Below are 23,569 nucleotides of genomic sequence, written 5' to 3' on the forward strand. Positions count from 1 at the left end.
TAGCTATACCGTGGTCGTCAATGGCAAGGCGACCAAGCAAAGCTTTTGACAGGGTGTGAGTCAACGGCACGGGGCCGGAATGGAAAGCGCGCCGCGCTGGCAAGCGTCGTGGGCAAACTTGAACGGGCGACGCCGGGCAGCGTTCGCTGGTCGACAACAGCCTTTGTCGTTCGCAACACTGGCGTTATCTGGGCACAGCCATGGATCTCGCCGGACTCAACAAGGAGGATGTCCATCCTCGCCGCCTCAAGCAGGTGTGGCCCGCCTTGGCCCTGTCCCGTCACGTCGACCTCGCAAGCCTGCTCAATTGCGCAGCGATTGATGCCGTCTCTCCGTCAGTCGTCGGGGCCGTCAGCAATCACCACGTCGGCGCGTTCCAGTGCGACCTTGAGAATAACGCTTTGACCTGGTCGGGCGGAGTGTACGACATTTTCGGCTTTGCGCGCGGGCAAGCCGTTTCGCGCGCGCAGTGCGTCGCTTGTTACACCGGACAATCGCGTTTCGAGCTTGAGCGATTGCGGTCCTACGCTATCGACCACCGGCAGGGATTTTCGCTCGACGTGGAAATTCGTGCCGCCGTCGGAGAAACGCGAAGGGTCCGCCTCGTTGCTGCGCCGCATTGCGAGGATGGAAGGGCAAAAATACTGAGCGGCATCAAGATCCTCCTCCCATAGTCCCGAGTCTCTGAACGCAGCACGGGTCGCCGTGTCCCTTGCGGGGACCTCGTGCCCCGCTAGCGTCGTCCCGCTCGGTGAAATGATCACGGCGCATGTATCGTTTGCGCGGGAGTAACGGGGTTGAGGGATCCGGGTCACGAGCGTTTCAAGCGGGGCGGGCAGCTGCCGGCGTCTCCGGATGATCCCTCGCCCAACCTGCCCGAACAGCTTTTTTCTCGCATCGAAAGCGACCGACGGGCACTCAAGCACGAAGCCCGGCGCATCCTCACGCTGCGACAGCGGCGGGCCAAGCATTTCGGCGCGGCGACCTTCGGTGAGCCCGGCTGGGAAATGCTCCTGCTGCTGTACGTGTCGACCGGCAGTGGGCTTGGCGTTGATCAGCTGGCGATGTTGTCGGGAGTGTCTGAAGGCATTGCGCGGCGCTGGCTTTCGCATCTGGCCAGTGAGAAACTCGTCCAGGTCAGTGGGCTGTCTTCCAGCGCTACGGTCATTTTGACCCCGAGGGGACGGGCGGGCCTGGACGCTTTTCTCAGCGACGCTTTGGCCGGCGACCGCCAGCGACGTTAGCCGCCGAAAGTAGCGTGCTGTGCTGGTCGCCGGGGAAGCCCGGAGTCTTCCGCGACAGCCTGGGGCTTGCCCTCATTGACGGGAATTGGGGAGGCCCGAGGAATTGGACATCGGGCCTCCCCTTTTTGGTTCGTCACGTTCGCCGTGGGGGACGAACGTGCTGGTTTCCATCTAGGCGGCGTGCCTTACCGCAACCTTGCCTGTCGAACCGGATCGGAGGGAATTCGGCAGCGCTGGCGAAAGCCGCAGCGCCCTCAAGTAGGGAAGGGGCAAGTGACGGACCGGCGCCCTGGGCATGCCCATTTCGACAAAAGTGGAAAGGCCCGGTCCGGCGGCGCTTGCAGTAACTTTTGTCACTTTTGTAGTGACACATGCCGCGCACCCGCTTGGCATGGCCTAGCGTCGCGTCAAGGCGGCGACGCCCATGACATTTTCTTAGCCACGGTCATGGGATAAAACGCGTCAAAAGCGTGGCCGACGCGTCCTCCACCGTCAAGGCTGCTGGATCCCATATTCCCATTGCCACGGCACGCCGGTGTCGCCGAGGACGGCCTTGACGATCGCCGGGAACGCCCGCTCGGCGCGCACGTCATTGCCAAGGAGGACGACGCACCGCTGCCCTGGCGAAGGCAAACCATGACGTTCCCCGTCTGGTCATCGTGGCCACCCTTGTAAAAGCCTCGCCCCTGCGGCCCGTCAAAAACGACAACGCCCAAGCCGGCCGCCAATCCTGCGACACGCCGGGCTTGCGGGACTTCACTTTGCAAGGTTGGAAACTGCGTGGCCGTCGTGATTGGGAGTTGCGGCGCCAGCATGGCCTGGTGACTTGCCTGGCTCAGGCCAACCCCGTGACGAGCGCCGATGCGAACTTCGCCATGTCGGCAATCGTCGTGTCCATGGAGCCCGCCACCCTGACGTTATCCCGTCGGTCATGGAGGATGGCCGTACCATCGACTTGCCAGCCGTCGGCGAGGCGCCCGGCAAAGCGGTCCTGCCAGTGCAAGCTTGAATCTGTCATGCCAAGCGGGCGGAACGCCAGGCGCTGGGCGTCCTCCTCGAAGCCGTGGCCAAGCCTCTGCTCAATCGCGAATTGGAGGAGGATGAGGCCTTCGCCCGAATAGGCGTAGCGACCCCCTGGCTCGAAATGGAACCTCAGCTTCTGGTCAGGCTCCAGGAACGAAAAATTGGCGAAGCCGCCGGCGTGAGAGAGCAGGATGCGGGGCGTCAGTTTCCGCCAGCGGCTGTCACCAGCGAGGTCGCCCCAATTGCCGTATTTGTCGAGGTTGCCGTAGTCGGGGAGCGGCTTCGACAGCATTGCGGCAATCGGTTCATCCTGTGCGACTTTGCCTTCGTCCGCAAGTCGCATCACCGTATATGCGAACACGGCTTTGGTCAGCGAGGCGCCGTACATGATGGACTGCGGGGTGAGCGGGTCGCCGCGAACGTTGCGGGTGCCGTAACAGCGCACCCGCACGACTTGGCCGTGTTCGAGCGGCAGGTCTGTCAGCTCATCACGGCTGCGGATCTGGCGCATGGTTTCGTACCCGTCCATTTCCGGCATCATGATGTCGATCAGCGCGACATCGACGTCCGGCGTCTGCTCCAGAATCAAGATTCCGTCCTTGCCCCGCTCGGCGTGGAGGACCTCCACGTCATGGCTTTCGAGGACGCTTGTCAGCGAGAATATGTTCCGGATGTCGTCGTCGACAATCAACACCTTGGCGCCTGTGAGCTCGGGACCGGACGGCTGGGCGCAAAGGTCCCGTCTTCTTGCGGCGGCGGGGTGTTTGCCGCTCCGCCTCCTCGACGAGCGGCGCGAAGATCGCGACCAACTCGGATCGCTCGGCCGGCTTCTCCGTGACGCCGGACGCTCCCATTCCGAGTACCGAGCTGCTGTGTTCAGCTCCGGAAATGACATGGATCGGAATGTGCCGCGTATCGGGATCGTGCTTCAGCAGATCGAGAAGGACGAAGCCGTCGATGTCCGCGAGTCCAAGGTCGAGCGTGATCACCGTGGGCTGAAGCTTCCGCGCCATGGCCAGTGTACCGGCACCGGCCGTCGAGACCACGCCCTTCAGTCCGGCCTCGTGCGCCGCATCGAGAAGGATGGACGCGAAAGTCGCATCGTCCTCGACTATCAGCGCGAACTTGTCCTTGCCGAGATTATCGCGGTCGTCCGTGACCTCGAATCCGGTCGGAAGAGCGGAGGGCACGACTGCTCCGCTGTTATCGTAGCGGGCAGGCGTTCCAGCCGAGGCGACCGATGAGGAGGCGGCTTCTAGCGGAACGTAGAGGGTGAAGACCGAGCCTTCGCCTGGCTTGGACCGAACCTGCAACTCGCCGCCCAGCAGCCTTGCGATCTCGCGACTGATCGACAGGCCGAGGCCGGTGCCGCCGTACTTGCGGCTAGTCGTGCCGTCGGCCTGCTGAAACGCCTCAAAGATCAGCTTCTGCTTGTCTTCCGGAATGCCAATGCCGGTATCCGTGACGGCGATCTCGATCGCCCGGTCGACGTTGCGGAGGACCGGGTGGTTTTCGCTCCAACCGCTGGTGGCGGACCGGACCCCCAGCGTAACGCTGCCCCGCGACGTGAATTTGAAGGCGTTCGACAGCAGGTTGAGGACGATCTGCTGAAGCCTCTTCTCGTCGGTGCGGATCGTCTGCGGCAGCTTGCCTTCGAACTTGACGTTGAAGTCGAGGTTCTTGTCGGCCGCGAGCTGACGGAAGGTCCGCTCCATGTGCTGCTTCAGGTGCTGCACCGGCATCTCGCCCACCTCGATCGTCACCGTGCCGGACTCGATCTTCGACAAATCGAGGATGTCGTTGATGAGGTTGAGGAGGTCGGACCCGCGGAGTTGATTGTCTTCGCGAACTCGACCTGCTTGTCGTTGAGATTGCCCTGCGCGTTGTCCGACAGCAGCTTCGACAGGATCAGCAGCGAGTTGAGGGGCGTCCGCAGCTCGTGGCTCATGTTCGCGAGGAACTCGGACTTGTACTTCGAGGTGAGGGCGAGCTGCTCGGCCTTCTCCTCGACCGCGCGGCGAGCCATCTCGATTTCGATATTCTTGCCTTCGACCTGCTTCTTCTCGTTTTCGAGAAGCTGCGCCTTCTCCTGAAGCTCCTCGTTGGTGGCGTGAAGTTCCTGCTGCTTGCGGGTCAGTTCCGTCTGGCGGGCCTGGAGCTCCTGGGTCAACAGCTGGGACTGCTTGAGCAGACCTTCGGTGCGCATGGTCGCGGCGATCGTGTTGAGAACGATGCCGACCGATTCCATCAACTGGTCGAGGAAGCTTTGGTGAGTTTCGTTGAACTCGCTGAACGAAGCGAGCTCGATGACCGCCTTCACCTCGTCCTCGAAGAGGGCGGGAGGATGCTGACGCTGGACGGCTTGGCGTGGCCAAGGCCCGAACCGATACGGATAAAGTCGGGCGGCGCATCCTTCAGCAGGATGGGCCGGCGATCGGCCGCCGCTTGCCCGATCAGTCCCTCGCGAAGCTTGAATTCCTGCTTGAGCTGCTCCTGGCTCTCCGCGCCGTAGCTGGCGACCAGCTCCAGCTTGGTTTCATCCTCTTCGCGCTTGGTGACGTAGAACACGCCGTATTGCGCGTTCACCAGCGGCGCGAGCTCGGACATGATCAGGTTCGAGACCGTCGCGAGATCGCGTTCGCCCTGAAGCATGCGCGAGAAGCGGGCGAGGTTGGTCTTTAGCCAATCCTGCTCCGCATTCTTGAGCGTCTGCTCTTTCAGGTTGAGGATCATCTCGTTGATATTGTCCTTGAGCGCTGCCATCTCGCCCTGCGCCTCGACGGCGATGGAGCGCGTCAAGTCGCCCTTGGTCACGGCGGTGGACACTTCGGCGATCGAGCGGACCTGGTTGGTCAGGTTCGCCGCGAGCTGGTTCACGTTGTCGGTAAGATCGCGCCACAGGCCGGCGGCGCCCGGCACTCGCGCCTGACCGCCGAGACGGCCTTCGATACCAACCTCGCGGGCCATGTTCGTCACCTGGTCGCCGAAGGTCGAAAGCGTATCGATCATGAAGTTGATGGTGTCGGCGAGGGCGGCGATTTCGCCCTTCGCGTCGAGCGTCAGCTTCCGCTTGAGGTTGCCCTGCGCCACCGCGGTCACGACCTCGGCGATGCCGCGCACCTGGTTGGTCAGGTTGGTCGCCATCAGGTTCACGTTGTCGGTAAGGTCCTTCCACGTTCCGCCGACGCCCGGCACCTGCGCCTGCCCGCCGAGGCTTCCCTCGGTGCCGACTTCGCGGGCCACGCGGGTCACTTCCGACGCGAAGCCGTTGAGCTGATCGACCATGGTGTTGATGGTGTTCTTGAGGGCGAGGATTTCGCCCTTCACGTCCACCGTGATCTTCCTCGAAAGGTCGCCCTTCGCCACGGCGGTCGTCACGTCGGCGATGTTGCGCACCTGACCGGTGAGGTTGTCGGCCATCAGGTTCACGTTGTCGGTGAGGTCCTTCCAGGTTCCCGCGACGCCGCGGACCTGCGCCTGGCCACCGAGCTTGCCTTCGGTGCCAACCTCGCGGGCGACGCGGGTCACTTCGGAAGCGAACGAGTTGAGCTGGTCGACCATGGTGTTGATGGTGTTCTTCAGCTCAAGGATTTCGCCCTTCACGTCGACCGTGATCTTCTTGGACAAGTCGCCGAGCGCCACGGCGGTCGTAACCTCGGCGATGTTACGCACCTGGCCGGTGAGGTTCGCGGCCATGGCGTTGACGTTGTCGGTAAGGTCCTTCCACGTACCACCGACGCCCTCGACCTGTGCCTGGCCGCCGAGGCGACCCTCGGTGCCGACTTCGCGCGCCACGCGAGTCACTTCCGACGCGAACGAATTGAGCTGATCGACCATCACGTTAATGGTGTTCTTCAGCTCGAGGATTTCGCCCTTCACGTCGACGGTGATCTTCTTGGACAAGTCGCCGAGCGCCACCGCGGTGGTCACCTCGGCGATGTTGCGAACCTGACCGGTCAGGTTCGCCGCCATCAGGTTCACGTTGTCGGTGAGGTCGGCCCAGGTGCCGCCGACGCCTTCCACCTGCGCTTGTCCGCCGAGCTTCCCTTCCGTACCCACTTCGCGGGCCACGCGAGTCACTTCGGACGCGAATGCGTTGAGCTGGTCCACCATCGTGTTGATGGTGTTCTTCAGCTCAAGGATTTCACCCTTCACATCGACGGTAATCTTCTTGGAAAGATCGCCCTTCGCGACGGCCGTCGTCACCTCGGCGATGTTACGGACCTGGCCTGTCAGGTTACCCGCCATCAGGTTCACGTTGTCGGTGAGGTCGGCCCAGGTGCCGGCCACGCCTTCCACCTGCGCCTGACCGCCAAGCTTGCCTTCCGAACCCACTTCGCGCGCCACGCGAGTCACCTCGGACGCGAACGAGTTGAGCTGGTCCACCATGGTATTGATGGTGTCCTTCAGCTCCAGGATTTCGCCCTTCACGTCGACGGTGATCTTCTTGGAAAGATCGCCCTTCGCGACCGCGGTCGTCACTTCGGCGATGTTACGAACCTGGCCCGTCAGGTTCGCCGCCATCAAGTTCACGTTGTTGGTGAGGTCTGCCCAGGTTCCGGCGACGCCCGGCACCTGCGCCTGTCCGCCGAGCTTACCCTCGGTGCCGACCTCGCGCGCCACGCGCGTCACTTCGGATGCGAAGCCATTGAGCTGGTCCACCATGACGTTGATGGTGTTCTTGAGCTCGAGGATCTCGCCCTTCACGTCGACCGTGATCTTCTTCGACAAGTCGCCGCGAGCGACGGCGGTCGTCACCTCGGCAATGTTGCGCACCTGGCCGGTCAGGTTTTCGGCCATCAGGTTCACGTTGTCGGTGAGGTCCTTCCACGTCCCGGCGACGCCTTCGACGCGAGCCTGGCCGCCGAGCTTGCCTTCGGTGCCGACCTCGCGCGCCACGCGAGTCACTTCCGACGCGAAGCCGTTGAGCTGGTCCACCATCACGTTGATCGTGTTCTTGAGCTCAAGGATCTCGCCCCGCACCTCGACGGTGATCTTCTTCGACAAGTCGCCGCGAGCCACGGCGGTCGTCACCTCAGCGATATTGCGGACCTGCCCCGTGAGGTTGGTGGCCATCGCGTTCACGTTGTCGGTGAGGTCCTTCCACGTACCGGCGACGCCCTTCACCCGTGCCTGACCGCCTAGCTTGCCTTCGGTGCCGACTTCGCGGGCCACGCGGGTCACTTCCGAGGCGAAGGAGGCGAGCTGCTCGACCATGGTGTTCACGACCTTGCCGATGCGCAGGAACTCGCCGCGCAGCGGACGCCCGTCGATCTCGGTGGTCATCGATTGTGAGAGATCGCCCTTGGCGACGGCGCCGATGACTCGCGACACTTCCGCGGTCGGTTGGACCATGTCGTCAATCAGGTCGTTGACGGCGCGAAGCTTCGTGTCCCACCCGCCGCTGGCGCCGCGGACTCGGGCCCGCTGAGTGATCTTCCCCTCTTTGCCGACGACCTTGGAAAGCCGTTCGAATTCCTGGGTGATAGCTTCGTTCATGCCAACCACCTCGTTGAAGAGGCTGGCAATTTCGCCGTCTGCGCCATCAACGTCTTCGGGAAGGCGAACGCTGAAATCGCCGCGGCGCAACGCCCGAAGAGCGCTGACGAGCTGGCGGCGATCGATGAAGTCCCGCTGGGCCTGGATGTTCACTCTACTCTCCGGTCGGTTTTACTCCCCCGCCCAGGTTGAACGATCCGCAGCCCCCGGCTGCACGCGAACAATAGCTGAATATTTCGCGGCAGTTTCTAAAAAATTCCTAATCTGAATCAAGAGTTGGGCGTCAGGGTTGCCATCAAGTCGACGGCGACGTTACGGGCACTCCTAATGTTCGGACTTGTACCTTCCGAAACGCGATCGTGACTGCGTCCAAGGACCTGCTTCGGTTCATCGAATCGAGCTTTCGATCAGTCTGGGCGCTGGAGCTGCTTCTCGTCCTCAAGCGCGATCCACGCGCATGGACGGAGGCGGAACTCGTCTCGAGCATGCGCGCCAGTGAACTGGTTGTCAGCAATGCGCTTGAGTCGCTGGTTTCAGCCGGCTTGATATCCGTCGATCCGACCGGTGCGGTGTACATGCCGATCAACGACGAGGTCGCCGTATGCGTCGACCAGCTGGAAGAACTCTATGCCGCAAGGCCGGATGCGGTGAGGAGGACCATCGTCTCGGCGAGCGGCCGGAGTGCGACGGCGTTCGCCGACGCTTTCAGATTGAGGAAAGATTGAGATGGACGGGGTTTTCGCGACAATCGTCTATGTCCTGTGCTTCCTGACCAGCGCCGCATGCGCGTGGCTGCTGGGGCGGAGTTACCGCCACTCGCACGTGCGCCTGCTGTTCTGGAGCAGCGTCTGCTTCGCCTTCCTTGCGGCGAACAATCTCTTGCTGGTGCTGGACCTCGTGATCTGGCCAAGCCCGGAAGTTGATTTGCGCCTGCCGCGTCTCTTGCTGGCGCTCGCGGCGGTCAGTTCGCTGATTTGGGGATTCGTCTGGGACGCGGAGAAGGAGTGAGCGATGACCCTCTATGACTTCCTGTCAGGCGCTGTCGTGTTCGGCTTTCTCGTCTGCGGATTGTTCTTCCTGCGCTACTGGCATCGATCGCGCGACGAACTGTTCCTCAGCTTCGCGCTGGCGTTCGGACTGCTGGGGCTGGGGCAGTCGGTCATCGCACTCGGCAACATCCCGACCGAGGAGCGGGGCACGATCTACCTGATCAGGCTCGCCGCCTTCCTGCTCATCTTGTTCGGGATCTATCGCAAGAATCGGGCTGCGCGTTTGTCCTGAGTGCTGGTGAGCCCTGCTGGATTCGAACCAGCGACCTACTGATTAAAAGTCAGTTGCTCTACCGACTGAGCTAAGGGCCCGACCAGCGGAGCCGCGTTAGCTTCGAGGGCGGCGGCGGGCAAGGCGATGGGCGAAATGAAAAGCGGTCAGGTTGCCGTTGAGCCGCAAGCCTGGAGCAATCGTCGCCAGTGGGTTGATGACGAAGCCGCGCTCGATCGCTGCTTTGTGGGGCACTGTCAGTCCACGCTCGCGCCAGCGTCCGCCCGTCCAAGAAATGATGTCGAGATCGAGTACGCGCGATCCCCAGCGACGGCCGCGGCGCCTTCCGAAGGCTCGCTCGAGCGCCTTCAACTCCTTGAGCATTTCCGGCGGTTTCAGCTCACTTTCGATGAGCGCCACGGAATTGGCGAAGTCGCGGCCGGCTCCGCCGTGCGCCGGGTTGAGGACGATCGGCGCAGCATCGAAGAGGTCGAAGAGGCGGTCGAGCTCCGCGATCGCCGCTTCCACGACCTGCGGGGACGACCGTGACGTCCATGCGGCCGGTTGGAGCCGATGGCGATGGCGTAGAGTTGCGTTGCGCCGGGCACGCTCGGTCGCCTACGGCAGAGCAATGCAGTTCGCCAGTCCCGCCGACTTGTCGCCGGTCCCCAAGGCGGAGGCTCCGCGCGACTGCCCGCTCTGCCCTCGGCTGGTCATGTTTCGCCACACGTGCCGCGAAGAGCATTCCGATTGGTGGAATGCGCCGGTTCCGGCTTTCGGCGATCCCGATGCATGGCTCGCCATTGTCGGGCTCGCTCCTGGGAAACACGGCGCGAACCGCACCGGTCGCCCATTCACGGGGATTACGCCGGCGAGTTATTGTACGAGACATTGGTCAAGTTCGGCCTGGCGGAAGGGACCTACGGCGCGGATCCAACCGATGGCTTGCGGCTCCGCGGCGCTGTGATCCTCAATGCAGTGAAGTGCCTGCCGCCAGCCAACAAGCCGGAGCCGGGCGAGATCAGGACGTGCCGCAGTTACTTCGAAGCATCGCTAGCGGCGCTTTCCAGAGTTCGCGTTCTGCTGGCGCTCGGCCAGATTGCCCATGTCGCCGCGGCTCGATCGCTCGGTCTGCCACCTGTCAGCACGAAGTTCGGCCATGGCGCTGAGACAGTCACGGCAGACGGACGCGTGCTCCTGTCGAGCTATCACTGCTCTCGCTATAACCAGAACACCGGGCGGCTCGACCGCCCGATGTTCGAATCCGTCTTCCAGCGAGCGATCGAGCTTAGCCGGTAGGCGCGGCGGGATTGCTGTCGGCGACCAGCTTCCAGCTTCCGTCCGCCTGCCTCTTCCAGACGCTGAGATTCATGCCCTTGATGGTGACCGGCTTCTTCGTCGTCGGATCGGTATAGGTCTCGGTGTACTCCGCCGTGGAATACGCCATGTCGCCGGCGTCGCTGAAGGTCTTCGAGCCTGGCTTGTAGTCGATCTTCAACGTCGGATCGGCCAATAAACTCTTGAACCCGGCGACGATCGCGTCCCGGCCTTTGCTGGTTTCGCCCCGCTCGCTGATAAAGACTGCATCATCGCCGTAAGAGGCGGTCGCCCCTGCTTGATCGCGCGCCGTGATCGCCGCGATCTGAGCTTGCTCCAGCTTTTCGATGGCGGCCGTTTCCGCAGCGGTGTCAGGCTTCGCCGTCGGAGCGGTGGCTTGCTGGGTGCACGCGGCACAGGCCAAAATGGCAGCACATGTCACAAACGTTCGCATGATGCCGTCCCCTTTCGTTGAGGGGCGGAACAAGCGCCTCCGGTCGGCGCGAGTCAACTTACGTTCGTTAGCGGTCCTCGACCAATCGCCCGTACAATTCCGGCCGGCGATCGCGGAAAAAGCCGAAGGCTGCGCGGTGCTTCTTTGCCTGGGCGAGGTCGAGTGTCGCTACCAGCACGCCGGTTTCCTCGGCGCTGAACTCCGCGAGGATGTCGCCGCGTTCGTCGCAGATGAAACTGTGGCCGTAAAAGCGCTGGCCGTGTTCGGTACCGATGCGATTGGCGGCCACAACGGGCACGACGTTCGAGACAGCATGGCCGATCATCGCTCGACGCCAGAGGCGGGAGGTGTCGAGATCCGGATCATGTGGCTCGGTGCCGATGGCAGTCGGGTAGAAGAGGATGTCCGCGCCCATCAGCATCATCGCGCGGGCGGTTTCGGGGTACCACTGGTCCCAGCAGACGCCCACGCCGAGGGTCGAGGCGTTCGGTCCCTCCCACACCTTGAACCCGGTATTGCCGGGCCGGAAGTAGAACTTCTCTTCGTAACCGGGGCCGTCGGGAATGTGGCTCTTGCGGTAGACGCCGGCGATCTTCCCGTCGGGACCGATCATCGCGAGAGAGTTGTAATGGTGCGGCCCGTCCAGCTCGAAGAAGCTGGTCGGAATCCAGATCTTCAGCTCCTTCGCCAGCTCCTGCATGGCAATGACCGACGGATGCTCCTCGGTACGGCGCGCATTGGCGAACAGGCCCTCATCCTCGACCCTGCAGAAATAGGGGCCTTCGAACAGCTCCGGCGGAAGCACGACTTCCGCGCCTTTCGAGGCGGCTTCGCGCACTAGGTCGGCGACCGCCTTGATGTTGGCGGCCGTGTCGTCGGTAAAGGCGAGCTGCAAAGCAGCGACGGTGAGCTTGCTCATGCGGGAACCTGTTGTGAGATGCAGTGGAAGCTTCCGCCTCCTGTCAGGACATGGTCAGCGCGGAGCCCGATTGCAACGCGGCCGGGGAAGAGCGCCTGGACCACGGCGACCGCCGCCTTGTCGTTCGGTGCTCCGTACTGCGGCACGACGACCGCGGCATTGCCGATGTAGAAGTTCATGTAGCTCGCCGGGATGACGTCGCCGTCCTCATTCTCGATCCGCCCGGGAGAGGGCAGAGTGACGACGTCGAGCTTGGTCGCCTTCAGCCGCTTGGCAGCATCGCGATAGATGGCGTCGTTGGGATCGTCCTTCGCGGCGGTCGGGATCGCGACGCGGCCGGGAGCGACGAACCGGGCGAGGTTGTCGACGTGGCCGTCTGTGTGGTCGTTCACGAGGCCTTCGCCGAGCCAGACGACGCGCTCGAAGCCGAGGTCGTGCTCCAGCCGGGCCGCGATGTCGTCGTGGGTCGCACCGGGGTTGCGGTTCGGATTGAGGAGGCACTGTTCGGTGGTCAACACCGTGCCTGAGCCGTCACCGTCGATTGCTCCGCCCTCAAGTACCCAATCCGCCTTCGCGTAAGGCAGGGACGCAGCCTTTGCGATGCGCTCTCCGACGTCCTGGTCACCTTCGAGATCGTACTTATTGCCCCAGCCGTTGAAGCGGAAGCCTTGCGCGCGGCGGTGCTTCCCGGAACCCATGACAATCGGCCCGCTGTCGCGAAGCCAGATGTCGCCAAACTTCTCGACGATCACCGTCGCGAACGGCGCAAGCTTGCGTGCCTGCTTCGCGGCATCCTCGTGCGCGGCGACGAGCCACACCTTCTCGCCCTTGCCGTCGGCGTGGACGGCCTTGGCGAAGGCCGCGACCTCCTTCTCGGCCTCCTTCAAATCCGACAGCCACAGCTCCGGATCCGACGGGAAGCCGATCCAGACCGCTTCGTGCGGCGCCCATTCGGGAAGAGGAGGAAGGGTCATGCCGCGCGCCTAGTGTGTTGTGAAACGAAAGCAAAGTTTGCCGTTCGTCGATCCGGCATGGGCCTTTCGTCCGCGGCTGCTAACAAGCGCTATCAGGTCGAGGGAGTGAGTGCATGTTGAGACTGGCGGTTGCCGCAATTGCGTTGGCGTTCAGCAGTGCCGCGCCAGCGACCGTCGACTATGCGATCGACCTGACCTCCCCGGAGCATCACAGCGGCAAGGTCCGCATCGTCTTCCCGTCGGGCGCAGCCGGAACGTTGGACGTGAAGATGCCTTCATGGCGGACAGGCCGCTACCAGATCCTCAATCTTGCCAACGGCTTGAGCGAATTCGCTGCGAAAGACGAACGCGGCCGCGCCTTGCCGTGGCAGAAGGTCGACAAGTCCACCTGGAGGATTCAACGGGCGGGCACCGGCCCCGTGACCGTCGAATATGACGTCTACGCCAATGAGCTGGGCCTAAGGTCGCGCCACATCGACGACAGCCACGCCTATCTCGATGCCTCCGCGGTATTCATGTACTCGGACGCGAGCCGCGCCGACGACGTCGCCGTCTCGCTCAAGGTGCCCGACGGATGGCGCAGCTTTTCCGGCCTGCAGTCAGCCGGCGCGAACCGGTTCACCGGCGCCAATTGGGATATCCTCGTCGACTCCCCGATCGAGACGGGGATCAACCGCTCGTTCGCCTTCAAGGAGGGCGGACGCGACTATGACGTCGTGTTCTGGGCGAGGGCAATTACGACGCCAACCAGACTGTCGCCGACCTGAAAAAGATCGTTGCACAGGCCCCTTCGATCTGGAGCGCCTACCCGTTCCAGCGCTACGTTTTCATGATCCACGCAACCGACGGGGCGAGCGGGGCTACGGAGCACCGGAACTCCACTGTCATCCAGCTGCCGCGCAATTCCTTCCAACCGCGCGACAAATATCTGAAGTTCCTCAGCACCGCTTCGCATGAGTTCATTCATACCTGGAACGTGAAGGCGTACCGGGCCGCTGCGATGGTGCCTTACGGCTACCAGAGCGAGAACTACACGGACCTGCTCTGGCTGCACGAAGGCTCGACCGACTATTTCGCCGATCAGCTCCTGGTTCGCGCAGGCATCATGAAGCCCGACGAATATTTTGCGACCCTTGCCGACGCGATCGATCATCATCGGCACACTCCCGGGGCTTCGCTGCAGTCGGTCGCGTCGACGTCGTTCGATGAATGGATTGCTCCAGGCGGGACCGTGCAGCCAATGCCTGGGCGGATATTTATGCGGAAGGCTCGGTCGTTTCCTGGCTGCTCGACATCGCGCTGCTTCAGGACAGCGGCGGGAAGATTTCCTATCGCGACGTTCATGAGGCGTTGTTCCGCCGCTATCCCTCCGAGCAGGGAAAGGGCTTTCAGGCGGCCGATGTGAAAGCGATCCTCGCCGAGCTGACTGGCCATTCGTGGGACGACTGGTGGGCGCGGAATGTCGACGCGCCAGCGCCGGTGGATTTCGATCGGCTGCTCGGATCTGTCGGGCTCCGGATCTCCTACGAAGATAGCGACAAGACGGTGCCGACCAGGCCGTGGGTCGGGTGGAAAGCAGATCAGGCCGAAGGCGGCATGAAGCTGACGGGCGTGGAACGCGGCAGCCCGGCCTGGAATGCCGGCTTCGTTCCGGATGACATCATTACGGCTTTCGACGGGCGGAGAGTGACCAATGATCGCTTCGACGACGCGCTGACCGAAAGGAAGGTCGGCGACGTGGTCACCGTCAGCTATTTCCGCCGCGACCAGCTGCTTCAGAAGACGCTGAAGCTTGGCTCGATCCCGAAGAACAAGCCCAAGGTGGTAAAGGTCGCCAACGCCACTGCGGCTCAAAAAGCGCTTTATCAGCGCTGGCTGCTGGCGTCGTACCCGGCGAAATAGGCAAACAAAAAGGGCGGCCCCGAAGGACCGCCCCGCTTGTTCGAACTGACCGAAAAATCAGCGCGAATAGAATTCGATGACCAGGTTCGGTTCCATGCGGACCGGGTAGGGCACTTCGTCCAGCGTCGGAACGCGGGTGAAGCTGACCTTCGAGGTTCCGTCCGGCGACACGTAGTCGGGAACGTCACGCTCGGCGAGGCTCTGCGCCTCGATGACCAGGGCCATTTCCTGCGCCTTCGAGCCGAGCTCGATCACGTCGCCGACGTTCACGCGGCGGCTGGCGATGTTGCACTTCACGCCATTGACGCGGATGTGGCCGTGGCTGACCAGCTGGCGGGCTGCCCAGATCGTCGGCGCGAACTTGGCGCGATAGACGATCATGTCGAGGCGGCGCTCGAGCAGGCCGATGAGGTTCTGCGAAGCGTCGCCCTTCATGGCGCTGGCTTCCTGGTACGTCCGCTTGAACTGCTTCTCGGTGACGTCGCCGTAATAGCCCTTCAGCTTCTGCTTGGCGCGGAGCTGAATGCCGAAGTCCGACACCTTGCTCTTGCGGCGCTGGCCGTGCTGACCGGGACCATATTCGCGGCGATTGACCGGGCTCTTCGGGCGTCCGAAGACGTTCTCGCCCATGCGGCGGTCGAGTTTATACTTGGCGCTAGAGCGCTTGCTCACATCGTTTCTCCAACTTGCTTCTTTGTCGTGTCCGGACCGCACCGGCAGGCATGAAGCCTGACGCGATCACCACTTCACCGGACATGTGGGATCAATTGCGAGCGGCGCACCTAGGCGAGAGGGCGCCGGAGGTCAAGTTCAGCCGCGGTTGCGGCTCGGGTTCACCAGGCGCGGATGATGCCGCGGATGGCTTTCACCTCGCGCGACGACCAGCCGGTCTTGGTGAAGATGGTGCGGATGGTGTTCTTGGTTGCCTGCGTCCGCGACGGCGGGTGGAAATAGCCCTTGGCGTCGAGCTCCTGCTCAAGCTGGACGATCATTCCTTCGACTTCGCCGTGAGGGCGGGCTCTTCCAGCTCCTTTGTCGTGGGCGAAGCAAGCTCTGAGCGCTTCGACCATTCGTAGGCGAGCAGGATCACCGCTTGGGCAAGGTTGACGGAGCCGAACTCGGGATTGATCGGCACGGTGACGATGGCGTTTGCGAGGGCGACATCCTCGGTTTCGAGGCCCGAGCGTTCCGGACCAAACAAGATCGCCGTCCGGCCTGCTGAGGCGACAATGTCGTCGGCCATCTTTTCAGGGGTGACGACGGGCATCACGAGGTCGCGGCGGCGGACGGTCGAGGCGAAGACGTTCGAGCAGTCGGCGATCGCCTCCTGCACCGTGTCGAAGACTTGCGCCTGTTCGAGCACGATGTCGGCACCGCTCGCCGATGGGCCTGCATCGGGATTGGGCCAACCGTCGCGAGGCGCGACAAGCCGCATCTCGGTCATGCCGAAGTTGAGCATCGCGCGCGCTGCCTTGCCGATGTTCTGGCCAAGCTGCGGACGGACGAGAACGATGACGGGCTTGGCTGCGCTCACAGCAACTTGTCGTGGCCGGGCGGGACCGCTTCCTTTTCCACCCGCTCGGCGATCTCGGCGAACTCGCTCGGGTCGCTGAAGTCCTTGTAGATGCTGGCGAAGCGGATGTAGGCGACGTGATCGATCGTGCGCAGGCCGAACATCACGGCTTCGCCGATCTTCACGGACGTTACTTCGTCGCCCTGCGTTTCCATCTGGCGCTGAACGCCGCTGACCAGCCGGTCGATCTTCGCCGGATCAACATCGCGCTTGCGACAGGCGTGGCCGATGGCGCGTTCCAGCTTGGCGCGGTCGAAGGGCTCGCGCTTGCCGTCCTTCTTCACGACGGTGAGATCGCGTAGTTGGACCCGCTCGAAGGTGGTGAAACGCGCGCCGCAGGCTTCGCATTGGCGCCGGCGCCGGATCGCCGCTCCGTCTTCCGACGGGCGGCTGTCCTTCACCTGGCTGTCTTCATGGGCACAGAATGGGCAGCGCATCAGCTATAGATAGGGAAGCGCGCGCACAGTTCACGCACGCGACCGTTCACCTCGCTCTCGACTTCGCCATTGTTCTCCGGACCGTTCTTCACGAGCCCGTCGAGAACGTCGGCAACCATGTCGCCGATGTCGCGGAACTCCGCCTCACCGAATCCGCGGGTCGTGCCGGCCGGAGAGCCCACGCGGATGCCGCTGGTCTTCACCGGCGGCAGCGGATCGAACGGGACGCCGTTCTTGTTGCAGGTGATGCCGGCGTGCTCCAGGCTCTCGTCGGCGTCCTTGCCGGTGAGGCCAAGCGGGCGGAGGTCGACCAGCGCGAGGTGCGTGTCGGTGCCGCCGGCGACGAGATCCGCACCGCGTTCCTTAAGGCGGTTGGCGAGGGTCTTGGCGTTGGCGATCACGGCTTTGGCGTAGGTCTTGAACTCGGGCTGCAGCGCTTCGCCGAAGGCGACGGCCTTCGCGGCGATGACGTGCATGAGAGGGCCACCCTGGAGACCTGGGAAGACCGCCGAATTGACCTTCTTCGCGATGGCTTCGTCGTCGGTCATCACCATACCGCCGCGTGGGCCGCGCAGCGTCTTGTGGGTGGTCGTCGTGACGATGTGCGCATGGCCGAAGGGGGAGGGGTGCTCGCCCGCTGCAACCAGGCCGGCAAAGTGGGCCATGTCGACGAACAAATAGGCTCCAACTTCATCGGCGATGGCGCGGAAGCGGGCGAAGTCGAGGTGACGCGGATAGGCCGAGCCGCCCGCGATGATCATCTTCGGCTTATTCTCTTTCGCGAGCTTCTCGACCTCATCGAAGTCGACGAGATGGTCATCCTCGCGGACGCCGTACTGGACAGCGTTGAACCATTTGCCCGACTGAGCCGGCGGAGCGCCATGGGTCAGGTGGCCGCCCGCGGCAAGACTCATGCCCATGATCGTGTCGCCAGGCTGGAGCAGCGCCATCATCACCGCGCCGTTGGCTTGTGCGCCCGAGTGCGGCTGGACGTTGGCGAAGCCGCAGCCGAAGAGCTTCTTGGCCCGCTCGATCGCCAGCGTCTCGACCTCGTCTGAAGGAGCGCAGCCCTGGTAGTAGCGGCGGCCGGGATAGCCTTCCGCGTACTTGTTGGTCAGAACCGAGCCCTGCGCTTCAAGCACTGCGCGGCTGACGATGTTTTCCGACGCGATCAGCTCGATCTGGGTCTGCTCGCGGGTCAGTTCGTGCTTGATGCCCTCGAAGACTGCCAGATCGGCGTCGGCGAGGCCGCGGGTGAAGAAGCCGTCGGGCTGGACATCGTTGAGGTTGGCGGCGGTGGCCATCAGGCGGGTTCCTGTTCCGAGGGGTTGGCGAGCTGGTCGACGCGTCGCTGGTGACGGCCGCCGAGGAATTCGCTCGTGAGGAAGGCGGTGACGCAGGCCTTTGCCATTTCAAGCCCGATCAGCCGGGCACCGAGGGCGATGGCATTGCAGTCGTTGTGCTTGCGAGCAAGCGAAGCGGACAGCGGTTCCGACACCTGTGCGCACCGGCAGGCGGGGTTTCGGTTGGCGGCGATGGCGACGCCGATTCCCGACCCGCAAACGGTAATGCCGCGCTCGGCCCGGCCATCGGCGAGAGCATCGGCGAGAAGCGCTCCGTATCGCGGATAATCGACGCTTTCGGCGCTGTTTGTGCCAAAGTCGAGGACCTCGTGCCCGTCAGCCCGAAGCCAGTCGGCAAGCTGGTCCTTCATTTCGAAACCGGCGTGGTCGGCGGTCATCACTATGCGCATGCGAAACCCCTAGCGCGCCCCGCCTCAACGCGCCACCGTTGCGAGAGCGAAGAGAGGCGAATGGTCCCAATGTTCGCAGTGACACGCGTGTGCGCACGTGCCCCGCGCGGGGCAGGACGGGTTAAGTCGACGATGGTGAGCGGGAGTCGACGTCATCGCCGAGGCCCAAGCAAATGCAATCCTACGTTACCAGTCTGGATGCTGGGCGGGCAGCGGCAGGAATGGGTGGAAAGCGGACTTTAGCGCCGCCCTTCCACCAATCGCGATAATAGCGAAAAATGGTCTTGAAGGTTTGGTAGAGCATGATGGTCACAATCCCGACGCTCCAAGCGACGACAGGAAGCCAAAGCCAGGTATTCGCCTTTCCGCCTCGGTTCAGCTCGATCACCACGAGTAGAGGTATGCCAATAAGCAGCAAACCAATGGCCTGCGCGCGATTATGCCGAAATCGCCCGTCAGGAGAGTTTTCGAGCAAGCCTTGGTTATTCTGGACCCGCGACCATCGATAGAAGCGGTTCGTTGTTCGTTTCACGCGGCCCGTTCTACGGCCAGAGCTAGTGTCCGCAATGGGTCGAAGCCTGTCGCGGCAAGTTTGAGTAGTGAGAGTGAGCTGACCTAACTCAGTCCATTATAGCATGAGCCACAATGTTGGTGATGACACCCGCATTAACGCTGGACCGCGTTTGCTTCGCTTCTTTTCTCCTGTAATTTGGGTCTTGATCACGGATTGGAGTTTGACAATGTCGAAGCGTCTGTTTCCACCGTTCGTGCTCTGTGTCGCTTTGCTTGCGACGCCCTGTTTTAGCCAGTCTCAAACCACCGCGGACGCGGCGTCGAAGCCTGTTCAAACCGTACCTGCGAGCAACACGAACATTGGGCCAAAGGAAGAGAAGATCTGCGAAAACATCACTCCCATCGGTAGCCGGCTCGCGACCAAGCGGTTCTGCGGCACTCGCGCCGAGTGGGAAGAACGCAAGCGCCAGGATCGGGATTTCACTGAGCAGGTTCAGAAGGGCAGACATTGTCAATCGCAAGGCGGCGCGCAATGCTGAAAGCATATTGGGGTAGAGCGGTGCTGCAGCGCCGATGATGTCGGCTTCGGGCGACGAATCGCCATAGCCCAGTGGCGACACTGGGTCGAAAGATACCCACACGCTGCTAATGTCCGGAACGGGTCGAATGCTGCCACTAGCTAAGCTGGTTTCGGCTGTCCCCTTCGAGCTGCGCAAGCCGGGCCGCCATTTCTTCCATGCGCTGCTGCATTGCGCTCTCGCGGGAGAAGCGGCCGCGGGCTACCCGGAGGGCTTCTGCCAGGGAGGGAATGATCTCGCGGATCGCGTCGATTTCCTGCTTGTTGTAGCGGTTGCCGTCCGAACGGCGGCCGATGAGCAATGTGCCGACCGAGCTTTCCTCGTCTTCCAGCACCAACTTCTCGACCAGCTTCGGGTCGTCGGCCGATGTGACTTCGCGGGCGGCGATGAGCTCGTGGCCCATGGCCGTGTCGAGGACGATTGCGGAGGCGGCGGGGTGGGCGGCCTGGTCGATCATCGAGAGGGCTCGGGTGGCGACTTCTTCGGGCGATTCCGTCAGGCCCCAGCTTTTCAGCCTCTTGGCCGCATCGTGGATCTGGTCGAGCGGGCCGCCGAAATGCTTGCGGGTCCAGCCGAGAACGGCGGATTGCGTAGGCGAGAAGACGCCGGCGGCGATGATCGCTCCGACGGTTGTCGCGCCCGCCTCGCTGTCGTGGCCCATGACCTCGGTAATGACGAGCTTCACGAGGTCGGAGCTCGCCGCCCAGACGACGCCGACGATCAGGGTGACGACCGCGTAGGCCGCCGAGCGGGTGATGACGGTATCCGCTTCCCATAGTCGGAAGCGGGTGAGCGCGACGAGGAGTCCGACGGCCATGGCCGCCATGCCGGTGCTGAACAAGAGCAGCACGACGAGGCTCATCAGCGGCGTGTAGCCGCTCGGATCGTCGCCCATCGATGCCGCCACGATCAGCGCGGCGAGGACCAGCAGGATGCCTGCTGCAAAGCCGAAGCCCGCATATTTGATCTGCTGACGGACGATCCCCTCGGGCTCGCGGCGGAAGCGGATGAACTGGCTGCCGAGGACCCCGAGCAAGGCGACAAGGCCGACGATGCCCTGCACGTCCTCGTCGATGTCGGGAAACGAAACGAAGCAGGTCAGCGGGATGCCAAGCGGGATCAGCCAGCGAAGGACGCGCGGGACGAAGACGCCGTCCGGGAAGGAAGCGAGGGCGATGAGGAGCAGGTAGAAGAAGACCGCCCCAGGATGTCGATCATGTAGTCCTGGTTGGTCCACAGCCACAGCTGCATCGGCGGATCGATCGTCGCGACCATGCCGACGAAAGCGAAGGCGAGGAGCATCGCGACGGGATCGTTCGGGCGCCTCAAGGCGAGGAGCAGGCCACAGACGAGAAGCGCGGTGCAGGCGAGGAGGGCGGTGACGAGCCTTGCGGCGACCCTGAGGTCGCGGTCCCTGACAGCGGCCGGGTCGGACGTGATCCTGTGCTTTTGCTGCGAAAGCTCCAGCTTCCGGCCGTTTGGTTGGACCAGGGTGACCTTGACCGGCTTGCCCTGCGCCTGGTCGAGGCGCTTTGCGAATTGCGAAACCTGGTAGTCCGCGGGGACAGCCGTCCCGTCGATGGCGACGACGGTCGAGGTCAGCGGCACGGCCGGCTTCTCTCCCGGGGAGCGTAGGTACCGACCTTCAAGTCGCCTTCCGTGGTGACGTCGAAGTCGAGGCCGTACTGATAGATTACGGGCTGCATCCAGTAGGTCGCCCGGACGGCGTAGATGGTCGAGATGATGACGGTCAGGATCGCCAGGCCGAAGAGGATCATCCACAGCGGACGCAGCAAGTTCGCCCAGCGATCGGGCAAGGCCCGCAAGCGCGCGGGTGGATTCAGGAACATCATCACAAAGGCCATTCGAGAACCGGGCCCCAGTACCGACTCAATGGCGCGATGTTACCAGCACTTAACGGGTATTAAATAGCCCTTGCCGGGCTCAGGCAGCGGCCTGCATGTCCAGCCGGTCCCAGATTTCGACCAGGGCGGAGGTCAGTTCGTCCATCATCTCGGCCGTGTGGTGCGGGCCGGGCGTAAAGCGCAGCCGCTCCGTACCGCGCGGGACGGTCGGATAATTGATGGGCTGAACGTAGAGGCCGTACTCGGCGAGCAGGATGTCGCTGATCCGCTTGGCCTTGACCGGGCAGCCGACCAAAAGCGGCACGATGTGCGTCACGCTGGGCATCACCGGGAGGCCGGCGGAGCGGAACTTGGCCTTGAGCTGCGCGGCCGCCGCCTGCTGCATGTCGCGCTCTGTCGAGCTGGCCTTCAGATGGCGGACGCTTGCAAGCGCACCGGCAACGAGCACCGGTGACAGCGAGGTCGTGAAGATGAAACCGGGCGCGTAGCTGCGGATGCAGTCGACGATCGTCTTCGAAGCGGTGATGTAGCCGCCCATCACGCCGAACGCCTTGCCGAGCGTGCCTTCGATGAGGGTGAGGCGATCCGCGACGCCGTCACGTTCCGAAATGCCGCCACCGCAGGCGCCGTACATGCCGACCGCGTGGACCTCGTCGAGGTAGGTCAGCGCGTTGTACTTGTCGGCGAGGTCGCAGATCTCGGCAATCGGCGCGACGTCGCCGTCCATCGAATAGACGCTTTCGAACGCGATCAGCTTCGGAGTTTCGGGCTCTGCTGCGGCCAGTAGTTCCTCGAGATGTTCGAGGTCGTTGTGGCGGAACACGCGCTTCTCGCAACCCGAGTTCTTGATGCCGGCGATCATCGAAGCGTGATTGAGTTCATCGGAGAAGATCACGCAGCCGGGGAGCAGCTTGCCCAAAGTCGACAGCGCCGCCTCGTTGGAGACGTAGCCGGACGTGAAGAGCAGCGCGGACTCCTTGCCATGAAGCGAAGCCAGCTCTTCCTCGAGCTGGACGTGGAGATGGGTGTTGCCGCCGATGTTGCGGGTGCCGCCCGACCCGGCACCAACGTCGCGGAGCGCGAGCTCCATCGCTTCGATCACCGAGGGGTGCTGGCCCATTGCAAGATAGTCGTTCGAGCACCAGACGGTGATCGGCTTCGGGCCATTGCCGCCGAAGCATTGCGCGTTGGGGAAGTTGCCCTTGGTGCGCAGGATATCGACGAAGACGCGATACCGGCCTTCCTCGTGCAGCTTGTCGATGGCTGCCTTGAAGATGCTGTCGTAATCCATTGCGCGATGCTTACCCGAGAGGGACTCCGGATCGATTAGGGAATATCCCTTATCCCCGCTTGGCCGGGCATTTAGCGACGGTGCCTCCGGAATTCCATTGCGAACGACTCGCAACAAGTCAAAGCGTTCGGACCTCCCCAATCCCGTAACGGGCCAGCGTGCCGAGGAGAGGCGAGCGCGGCTCTGCCGTGAAGATCATCACCCCTCCACGCGGGTCCGCCGGCCACGGCTGCTCGCGGGTCAGGTAGGCGATCCGGCGGGCGATGCCGGGGCCGCCGTCGATCCATTCAACGCCAGGGTAGGCCGCTTCGAGCTCCTCCCGGAGAAGCGGGAAGTGGGTGCAGGCCAATACGCCGACGTCGATCCGGTCGCCGCTCAGGGCATCGAACATCGGCTGCGCGGCAGCGCGAACGGCATCGACGGTCACCTCGTCGCCGGCCAGCTTCGCTTCGGCAAGGTCGACCAGCTCGGGCGAACCGTGGCGGATGATGGTGCAGTCCGCGGCAAACTCCGCCGCGAGATTGTCGACGTAGGGTTGGCGGACGGTTGCCTGAGTTCCGAGAACGCCGATCACGCGCGACTTCGACAGCTCGGCGGCTGGCTTGATCGCGGGCACGGTGCCGACGACCGGTAGGTCCAGCGCCGACCGGACGTGGTCGAGGGCGATGGTCGATGCCGTATTGCAGGCGATGATGGCCAGGCGAGGGTGGAAGCGCTCCACGAGCCGGCCCAGGAGGGCGGGTACGCGGCTGGCGATCTCGGCCTCGCTCCGTCCGCCGTATGGGTAGCCGGCATTGTCCGCGACGTAGACGATCGGCGCGTTCGGGAGCAGCACCCGTGCCGGTTCGAGGACCGAGAGCCCCCGACGCCGGAATCGAAGAACAGGAGAGGTGCGTCCGCATCCATTCCGACCGCTTTGCACGCGGCGTGAATGCGCGCAATTGCAGGCTCGGCGCCTTCTGCTACC

At 63.3% G+C, this 23,569-nt stretch carries 25 protein-coding genes, 1 tRNA gene and 4 pseudogenes; 9 read left to right on the plus strand and 21 right to left on the minus strand.

Annotation, left to right across the window (positions count from 1 at the left end; translation table 11 throughout):
* Nucleotides 1-200: 200 nt before the first annotated feature.
* Both H9L15_RS08820 and H9L15_RS08825 read left to right on the plus strand, forming a co-directional pair.
* Nucleotides 201-674, plus strand: a complete 474-nt coding sequence (locus tag H9L15_RS08820; protein ID WP_187713849.1) for a hypothetical protein — start codon at nucleotides 201-203, stop codon at nucleotides 672-674.
* A 123-nt stretch (nucleotides 675-797) separates the two neighbouring features.
* A complete protein-coding gene (locus H9L15_RS08825; RefSeq protein WP_187713850.1) occupies nucleotides 798-1,244 on the plus strand; it encodes a hypothetical protein in 447 nt (148 codons plus the stop codon).
* An 835-nt stretch (nucleotides 1,245-2,079) separates the two neighbouring features.
* Here the strand turns inward: H9L15_RS08825 and H9L15_RS08830 are convergent.
* The 4 genes from H9L15_RS08830 to H9L15_RS08845 are packed head-to-tail and all read right to left on the minus strand — an operon-like array spanning nucleotide 2,080 to nucleotide 7,919.
* A complete protein-coding gene (locus H9L15_RS08830; RefSeq protein WP_262984760.1) occupies nucleotides 2,080-2,958 on the minus strand; it encodes a serine hydrolase in 879 nt (292 codons plus the stop codon).
* Entirely contained in the window at nucleotides 2,897-4,054 is a 1,158-nt protein-coding gene (locus tag H9L15_RS08835) for an ATP-binding protein (protein WP_187715947.1), read from the minus strand. The genes H9L15_RS08830 and H9L15_RS08835 overlap by 62 nt, the downstream gene beginning before the upstream one ends.
* Nucleotides 4,027-4,587: a histidine kinase dimerization/phospho-acceptor domain-containing protein gene (locus H9L15_RS08840; protein WP_187715948.1), complete on the minus strand. Its 561-nt coding sequence runs from the start codon at nucleotides 4,585-4,587 to the stop codon at nucleotides 4,027-4,029. The genes H9L15_RS08835 and H9L15_RS08840 overlap by 28 nt, the downstream gene beginning before the upstream one ends.
* Nucleotides 4,584-7,919, minus strand: coding sequence for a HAMP domain-containing protein (locus H9L15_RS08845; protein WP_187715949.1), 3,336 nt, complete (start codon nucleotides 7,917-7,919; stop codon nucleotides 4,584-4,586). Before H9L15_RS08845 ends, H9L15_RS08840 begins: the two co-directional genes overlap by 4 nt.
* Nucleotides 7,920-8,125: 206 nt before the next feature.
* Here H9L15_RS08845 and H9L15_RS08850 point away from each other — a divergent pair, with 206 nt between their 5' ends.
* From H9L15_RS08850 to H9L15_RS08860, 3 genes are read left to right on the plus strand one after another with little or no spacing between them, the layout of a single operon-like run.
* Nucleotides 8,126-8,491 carry a hypothetical protein gene (locus tag H9L15_RS08850; RefSeq protein WP_187713851.1) on the plus strand — a complete coding sequence of 122 codons (366 nt, stop codon included), beginning with the start codon at nucleotides 8,126-8,128 and terminating at the stop codon, nucleotides 8,489-8,491.
* A 1-nt stretch (nucleotide 8,492) separates the two neighbouring features.
* Nucleotides 8,493-8,774, plus strand: a complete 282-nt coding sequence (locus tag H9L15_RS08855) for a DUF5985 family protein (RefSeq protein WP_187713852.1) — start codon at nucleotides 8,493-8,495, stop codon at nucleotides 8,772-8,774.
* Nucleotides 8,775-8,777: 3 nt separating this feature from the next.
* Nucleotides 8,778-9,047 (plus strand): DUF5985 family protein, encoded by a 270-nt coding sequence (locus H9L15_RS08860; protein WP_187713853.1) that lies wholly within the window; start codon nucleotides 8,778-8,780, stop codon nucleotides 9,045-9,047.
* Nucleotides 9,048-9,051: 4 nt separating this feature from the next.
* Here the strand turns inward: H9L15_RS08860 and H9L15_RS08865 are convergent.
* Together H9L15_RS08865 and folK are read right to left on the minus strand one after the other, a co-directional pair.
* Nucleotides 9,052-9,127, minus strand: a tRNA-Lys gene (locus H9L15_RS08865).
* Nucleotides 9,128-9,143: 16 nt separating this feature from the next.
* A complete protein-coding gene (gene folK, locus H9L15_RS08870) occupies nucleotides 9,144-9,554 on the minus strand; it encodes a 2-amino-4-hydroxy-6-hydroxymethyldihydropteridine diphosphokinase (RefSeq protein WP_223276119.1) in 411 nt (136 codons plus the stop codon).
* A gap of 103 nt (nucleotides 9,555-9,657) precedes the next feature.
* On the opposite strand from folK, the pseudogene H9L15_RS08875 reads away from it, so the two are divergent.
* A pseudogene (locus H9L15_RS08875) lies at nucleotides 9,658-10,325 on the plus strand (uracil-DNA glycosylase).
* On the opposite strand, the gene H9L15_RS08880 reads toward H9L15_RS08875, so the two are convergent.
* From H9L15_RS08880 to H9L15_RS08890, 3 genes are all read right to left on the minus strand, one after another.
* Nucleotides 10,315-10,797, minus strand: a complete 483-nt coding sequence (locus H9L15_RS08880; RefSeq protein WP_187713854.1) for a YybH family protein — start codon at nucleotides 10,795-10,797, stop codon at nucleotides 10,315-10,317. The pseudogene H9L15_RS08875 and the gene H9L15_RS08880 sit on opposite strands and share 11 nt — an antisense overlap.
* A gap of 67 nt (nucleotides 10,798-10,864) precedes the next feature.
* Nucleotides 10,865-11,716 carry an N-carbamoylputrescine amidase gene (gene aguB / locus H9L15_RS08885; protein ID WP_187713855.1) on the minus strand — a complete coding sequence of 284 codons (852 nt, stop codon included), beginning with the start codon at nucleotides 11,714-11,716 and terminating at the stop codon, nucleotides 10,865-10,867.
* Entirely contained in the window at nucleotides 11,713-12,690 is a 978-nt protein-coding gene (locus H9L15_RS08890; protein ID WP_187713856.1) for an agmatine deiminase family protein, read from the minus strand. The genes aguB and H9L15_RS08890 overlap by 4 nt, the downstream gene beginning before the upstream one ends.
* 113 nt (nucleotides 12,691-12,803) lie before the next feature.
* Between H9L15_RS08890 and H9L15_RS17455 the strand changes: the two genes are divergently transcribed.
* From H9L15_RS17455 to H9L15_RS17465, 3 genes and pseudogenes are all read left to right on the plus strand, one after another.
* Nucleotides 12,804-13,457 carry a M61 family metallopeptidase gene (locus H9L15_RS17455; protein ID WP_223276120.1) on the plus strand — a complete coding sequence of 218 codons (654 nt, stop codon included), beginning with the start codon at nucleotides 12,804-12,806 and terminating at the stop codon, nucleotides 13,455-13,457.
* A gap of 62 nt (nucleotides 13,458-13,519) precedes the next feature.
* Nucleotides 13,520-13,846, plus strand: a pseudogene (locus tag H9L15_RS20345) (M61 family metallopeptidase); the annotation flags it as partial.
* A 53-nt stretch (nucleotides 13,847-13,899) separates the two neighbouring features.
* Nucleotides 13,900-14,592 (plus strand): PDZ domain-containing protein, encoded by a 693-nt coding sequence (locus tag H9L15_RS17465; RefSeq protein ID WP_223276121.1) that lies wholly within the window; start codon nucleotides 13,900-13,902, stop codon nucleotides 14,590-14,592.
* A 57-nt stretch (nucleotides 14,593-14,649) separates the two neighbouring features.
* Here H9L15_RS17465 and rpsD read toward each other — a convergent pair whose 3' ends face one another.
* From rpsD to murI, 12 genes and pseudogenes are all read right to left on the minus strand, one after another.
* Entirely contained in the window at nucleotides 14,650-15,264 is a 615-nt protein-coding gene (rpsD, locus tag H9L15_RS08900; RefSeq protein WP_187713857.1) for a 30S ribosomal protein S4, read from the minus strand.
* A 161-nt stretch (nucleotides 15,265-15,425) separates the two neighbouring features.
* Nucleotides 15,426-16,051, minus strand: a pseudogene (locus tag H9L15_RS08905) (RNA methyltransferase).
* 71 nt (nucleotides 16,052-16,122) lie between these two features.
* Entirely contained in the window at nucleotides 16,123-16,602 is a 480-nt protein-coding gene (nrdR, locus tag H9L15_RS08910) for a transcriptional regulator NrdR (RefSeq protein ID WP_187713858.1), read from the minus strand.
* Nucleotides 16,602-17,906, minus strand: coding sequence for a serine hydroxymethyltransferase (gene glyA / locus H9L15_RS08915; RefSeq protein WP_187713859.1), 1,305 nt, complete (start codon nucleotides 17,904-17,906; stop codon nucleotides 16,602-16,604). Before glyA ends, nrdR begins: the two co-directional genes overlap by 1 nt.
* Nucleotides 17,906-18,355 (minus strand): ribose 5-phosphate isomerase B, encoded by a 450-nt coding sequence (rpiB, locus tag H9L15_RS08920; protein ID WP_187713860.1) that lies wholly within the window; start codon nucleotides 18,353-18,355, stop codon nucleotides 17,906-17,908. Before rpiB ends, glyA begins: the two co-directional genes overlap by 1 nt.
* Before the next feature lie 181 nt (nucleotides 18,356-18,536).
* Nucleotides 18,537-18,887 (minus strand): hypothetical protein, encoded by a 351-nt coding sequence (locus H9L15_RS08925; protein ID WP_187713861.1) that lies wholly within the window; start codon nucleotides 18,885-18,887, stop codon nucleotides 18,537-18,539.
* 88 nt (nucleotides 18,888-18,975) lie between these two features.
* The gene (locus H9L15_RS08930; protein WP_187713862.1) at nucleotides 18,976-19,488 is read right to left on the minus strand and encodes a hypothetical protein; all 513 of its coding nucleotides are present in this window, start codon (nucleotides 19,486-19,488) and stop codon (nucleotides 18,976-18,978) included.
* Nucleotides 19,489-19,543: 55 nt separating this feature from the next.
* Nucleotides 19,544-20,683 (minus strand): hypothetical protein, encoded by a 1,140-nt coding sequence (locus tag H9L15_RS08935; protein ID WP_187713863.1) that lies wholly within the window; start codon nucleotides 20,681-20,683, stop codon nucleotides 19,544-19,546.
* Complete coding sequence (locus H9L15_RS08940) at nucleotides 20,566-21,054, minus strand: hypothetical protein (RefSeq protein WP_187713864.1); 489 nt, start codon at nucleotides 21,052-21,054, stop codon at nucleotides 20,566-20,568. The genes H9L15_RS08935 and H9L15_RS08940 overlap by 118 nt, the downstream gene beginning before the upstream one ends.
* Nucleotides 21,045-21,299 carry a hypothetical protein gene (locus tag H9L15_RS08945; protein ID WP_187713865.1) on the minus strand — a complete coding sequence of 85 codons (255 nt, stop codon included), beginning with the start codon at nucleotides 21,297-21,299 and terminating at the stop codon, nucleotides 21,045-21,047. The genes H9L15_RS08940 and H9L15_RS08945 overlap by 10 nt, the downstream gene beginning before the upstream one ends.
* 91 nt (nucleotides 21,300-21,390) lie before the next feature.
* Nucleotides 21,391-22,602 (minus strand): 5-aminolevulinate synthase, encoded by a 1,212-nt coding sequence (gene hemA, locus H9L15_RS08950; RefSeq protein ID WP_187713866.1) that lies wholly within the window; start codon nucleotides 22,600-22,602, stop codon nucleotides 21,391-21,393.
* A gap of 118 nt (nucleotides 22,603-22,720) precedes the next feature.
* Nucleotides 22,721-23,508 (minus strand): annotated as a pseudogene (gene murI, locus H9L15_RS08955) (glutamate racemase).
* Between the last annotated feature and the right edge of the window lie 61 nt (nucleotides 23,509-23,569).

Source organism: Sphingomonas daechungensis, from assembly GCF_014489495.1.
GTDB lineage: Bacteria > Pseudomonadota > Alphaproteobacteria > Sphingomonadales > Sphingomonadaceae > Sphingomicrobium > Sphingomicrobium daechungense.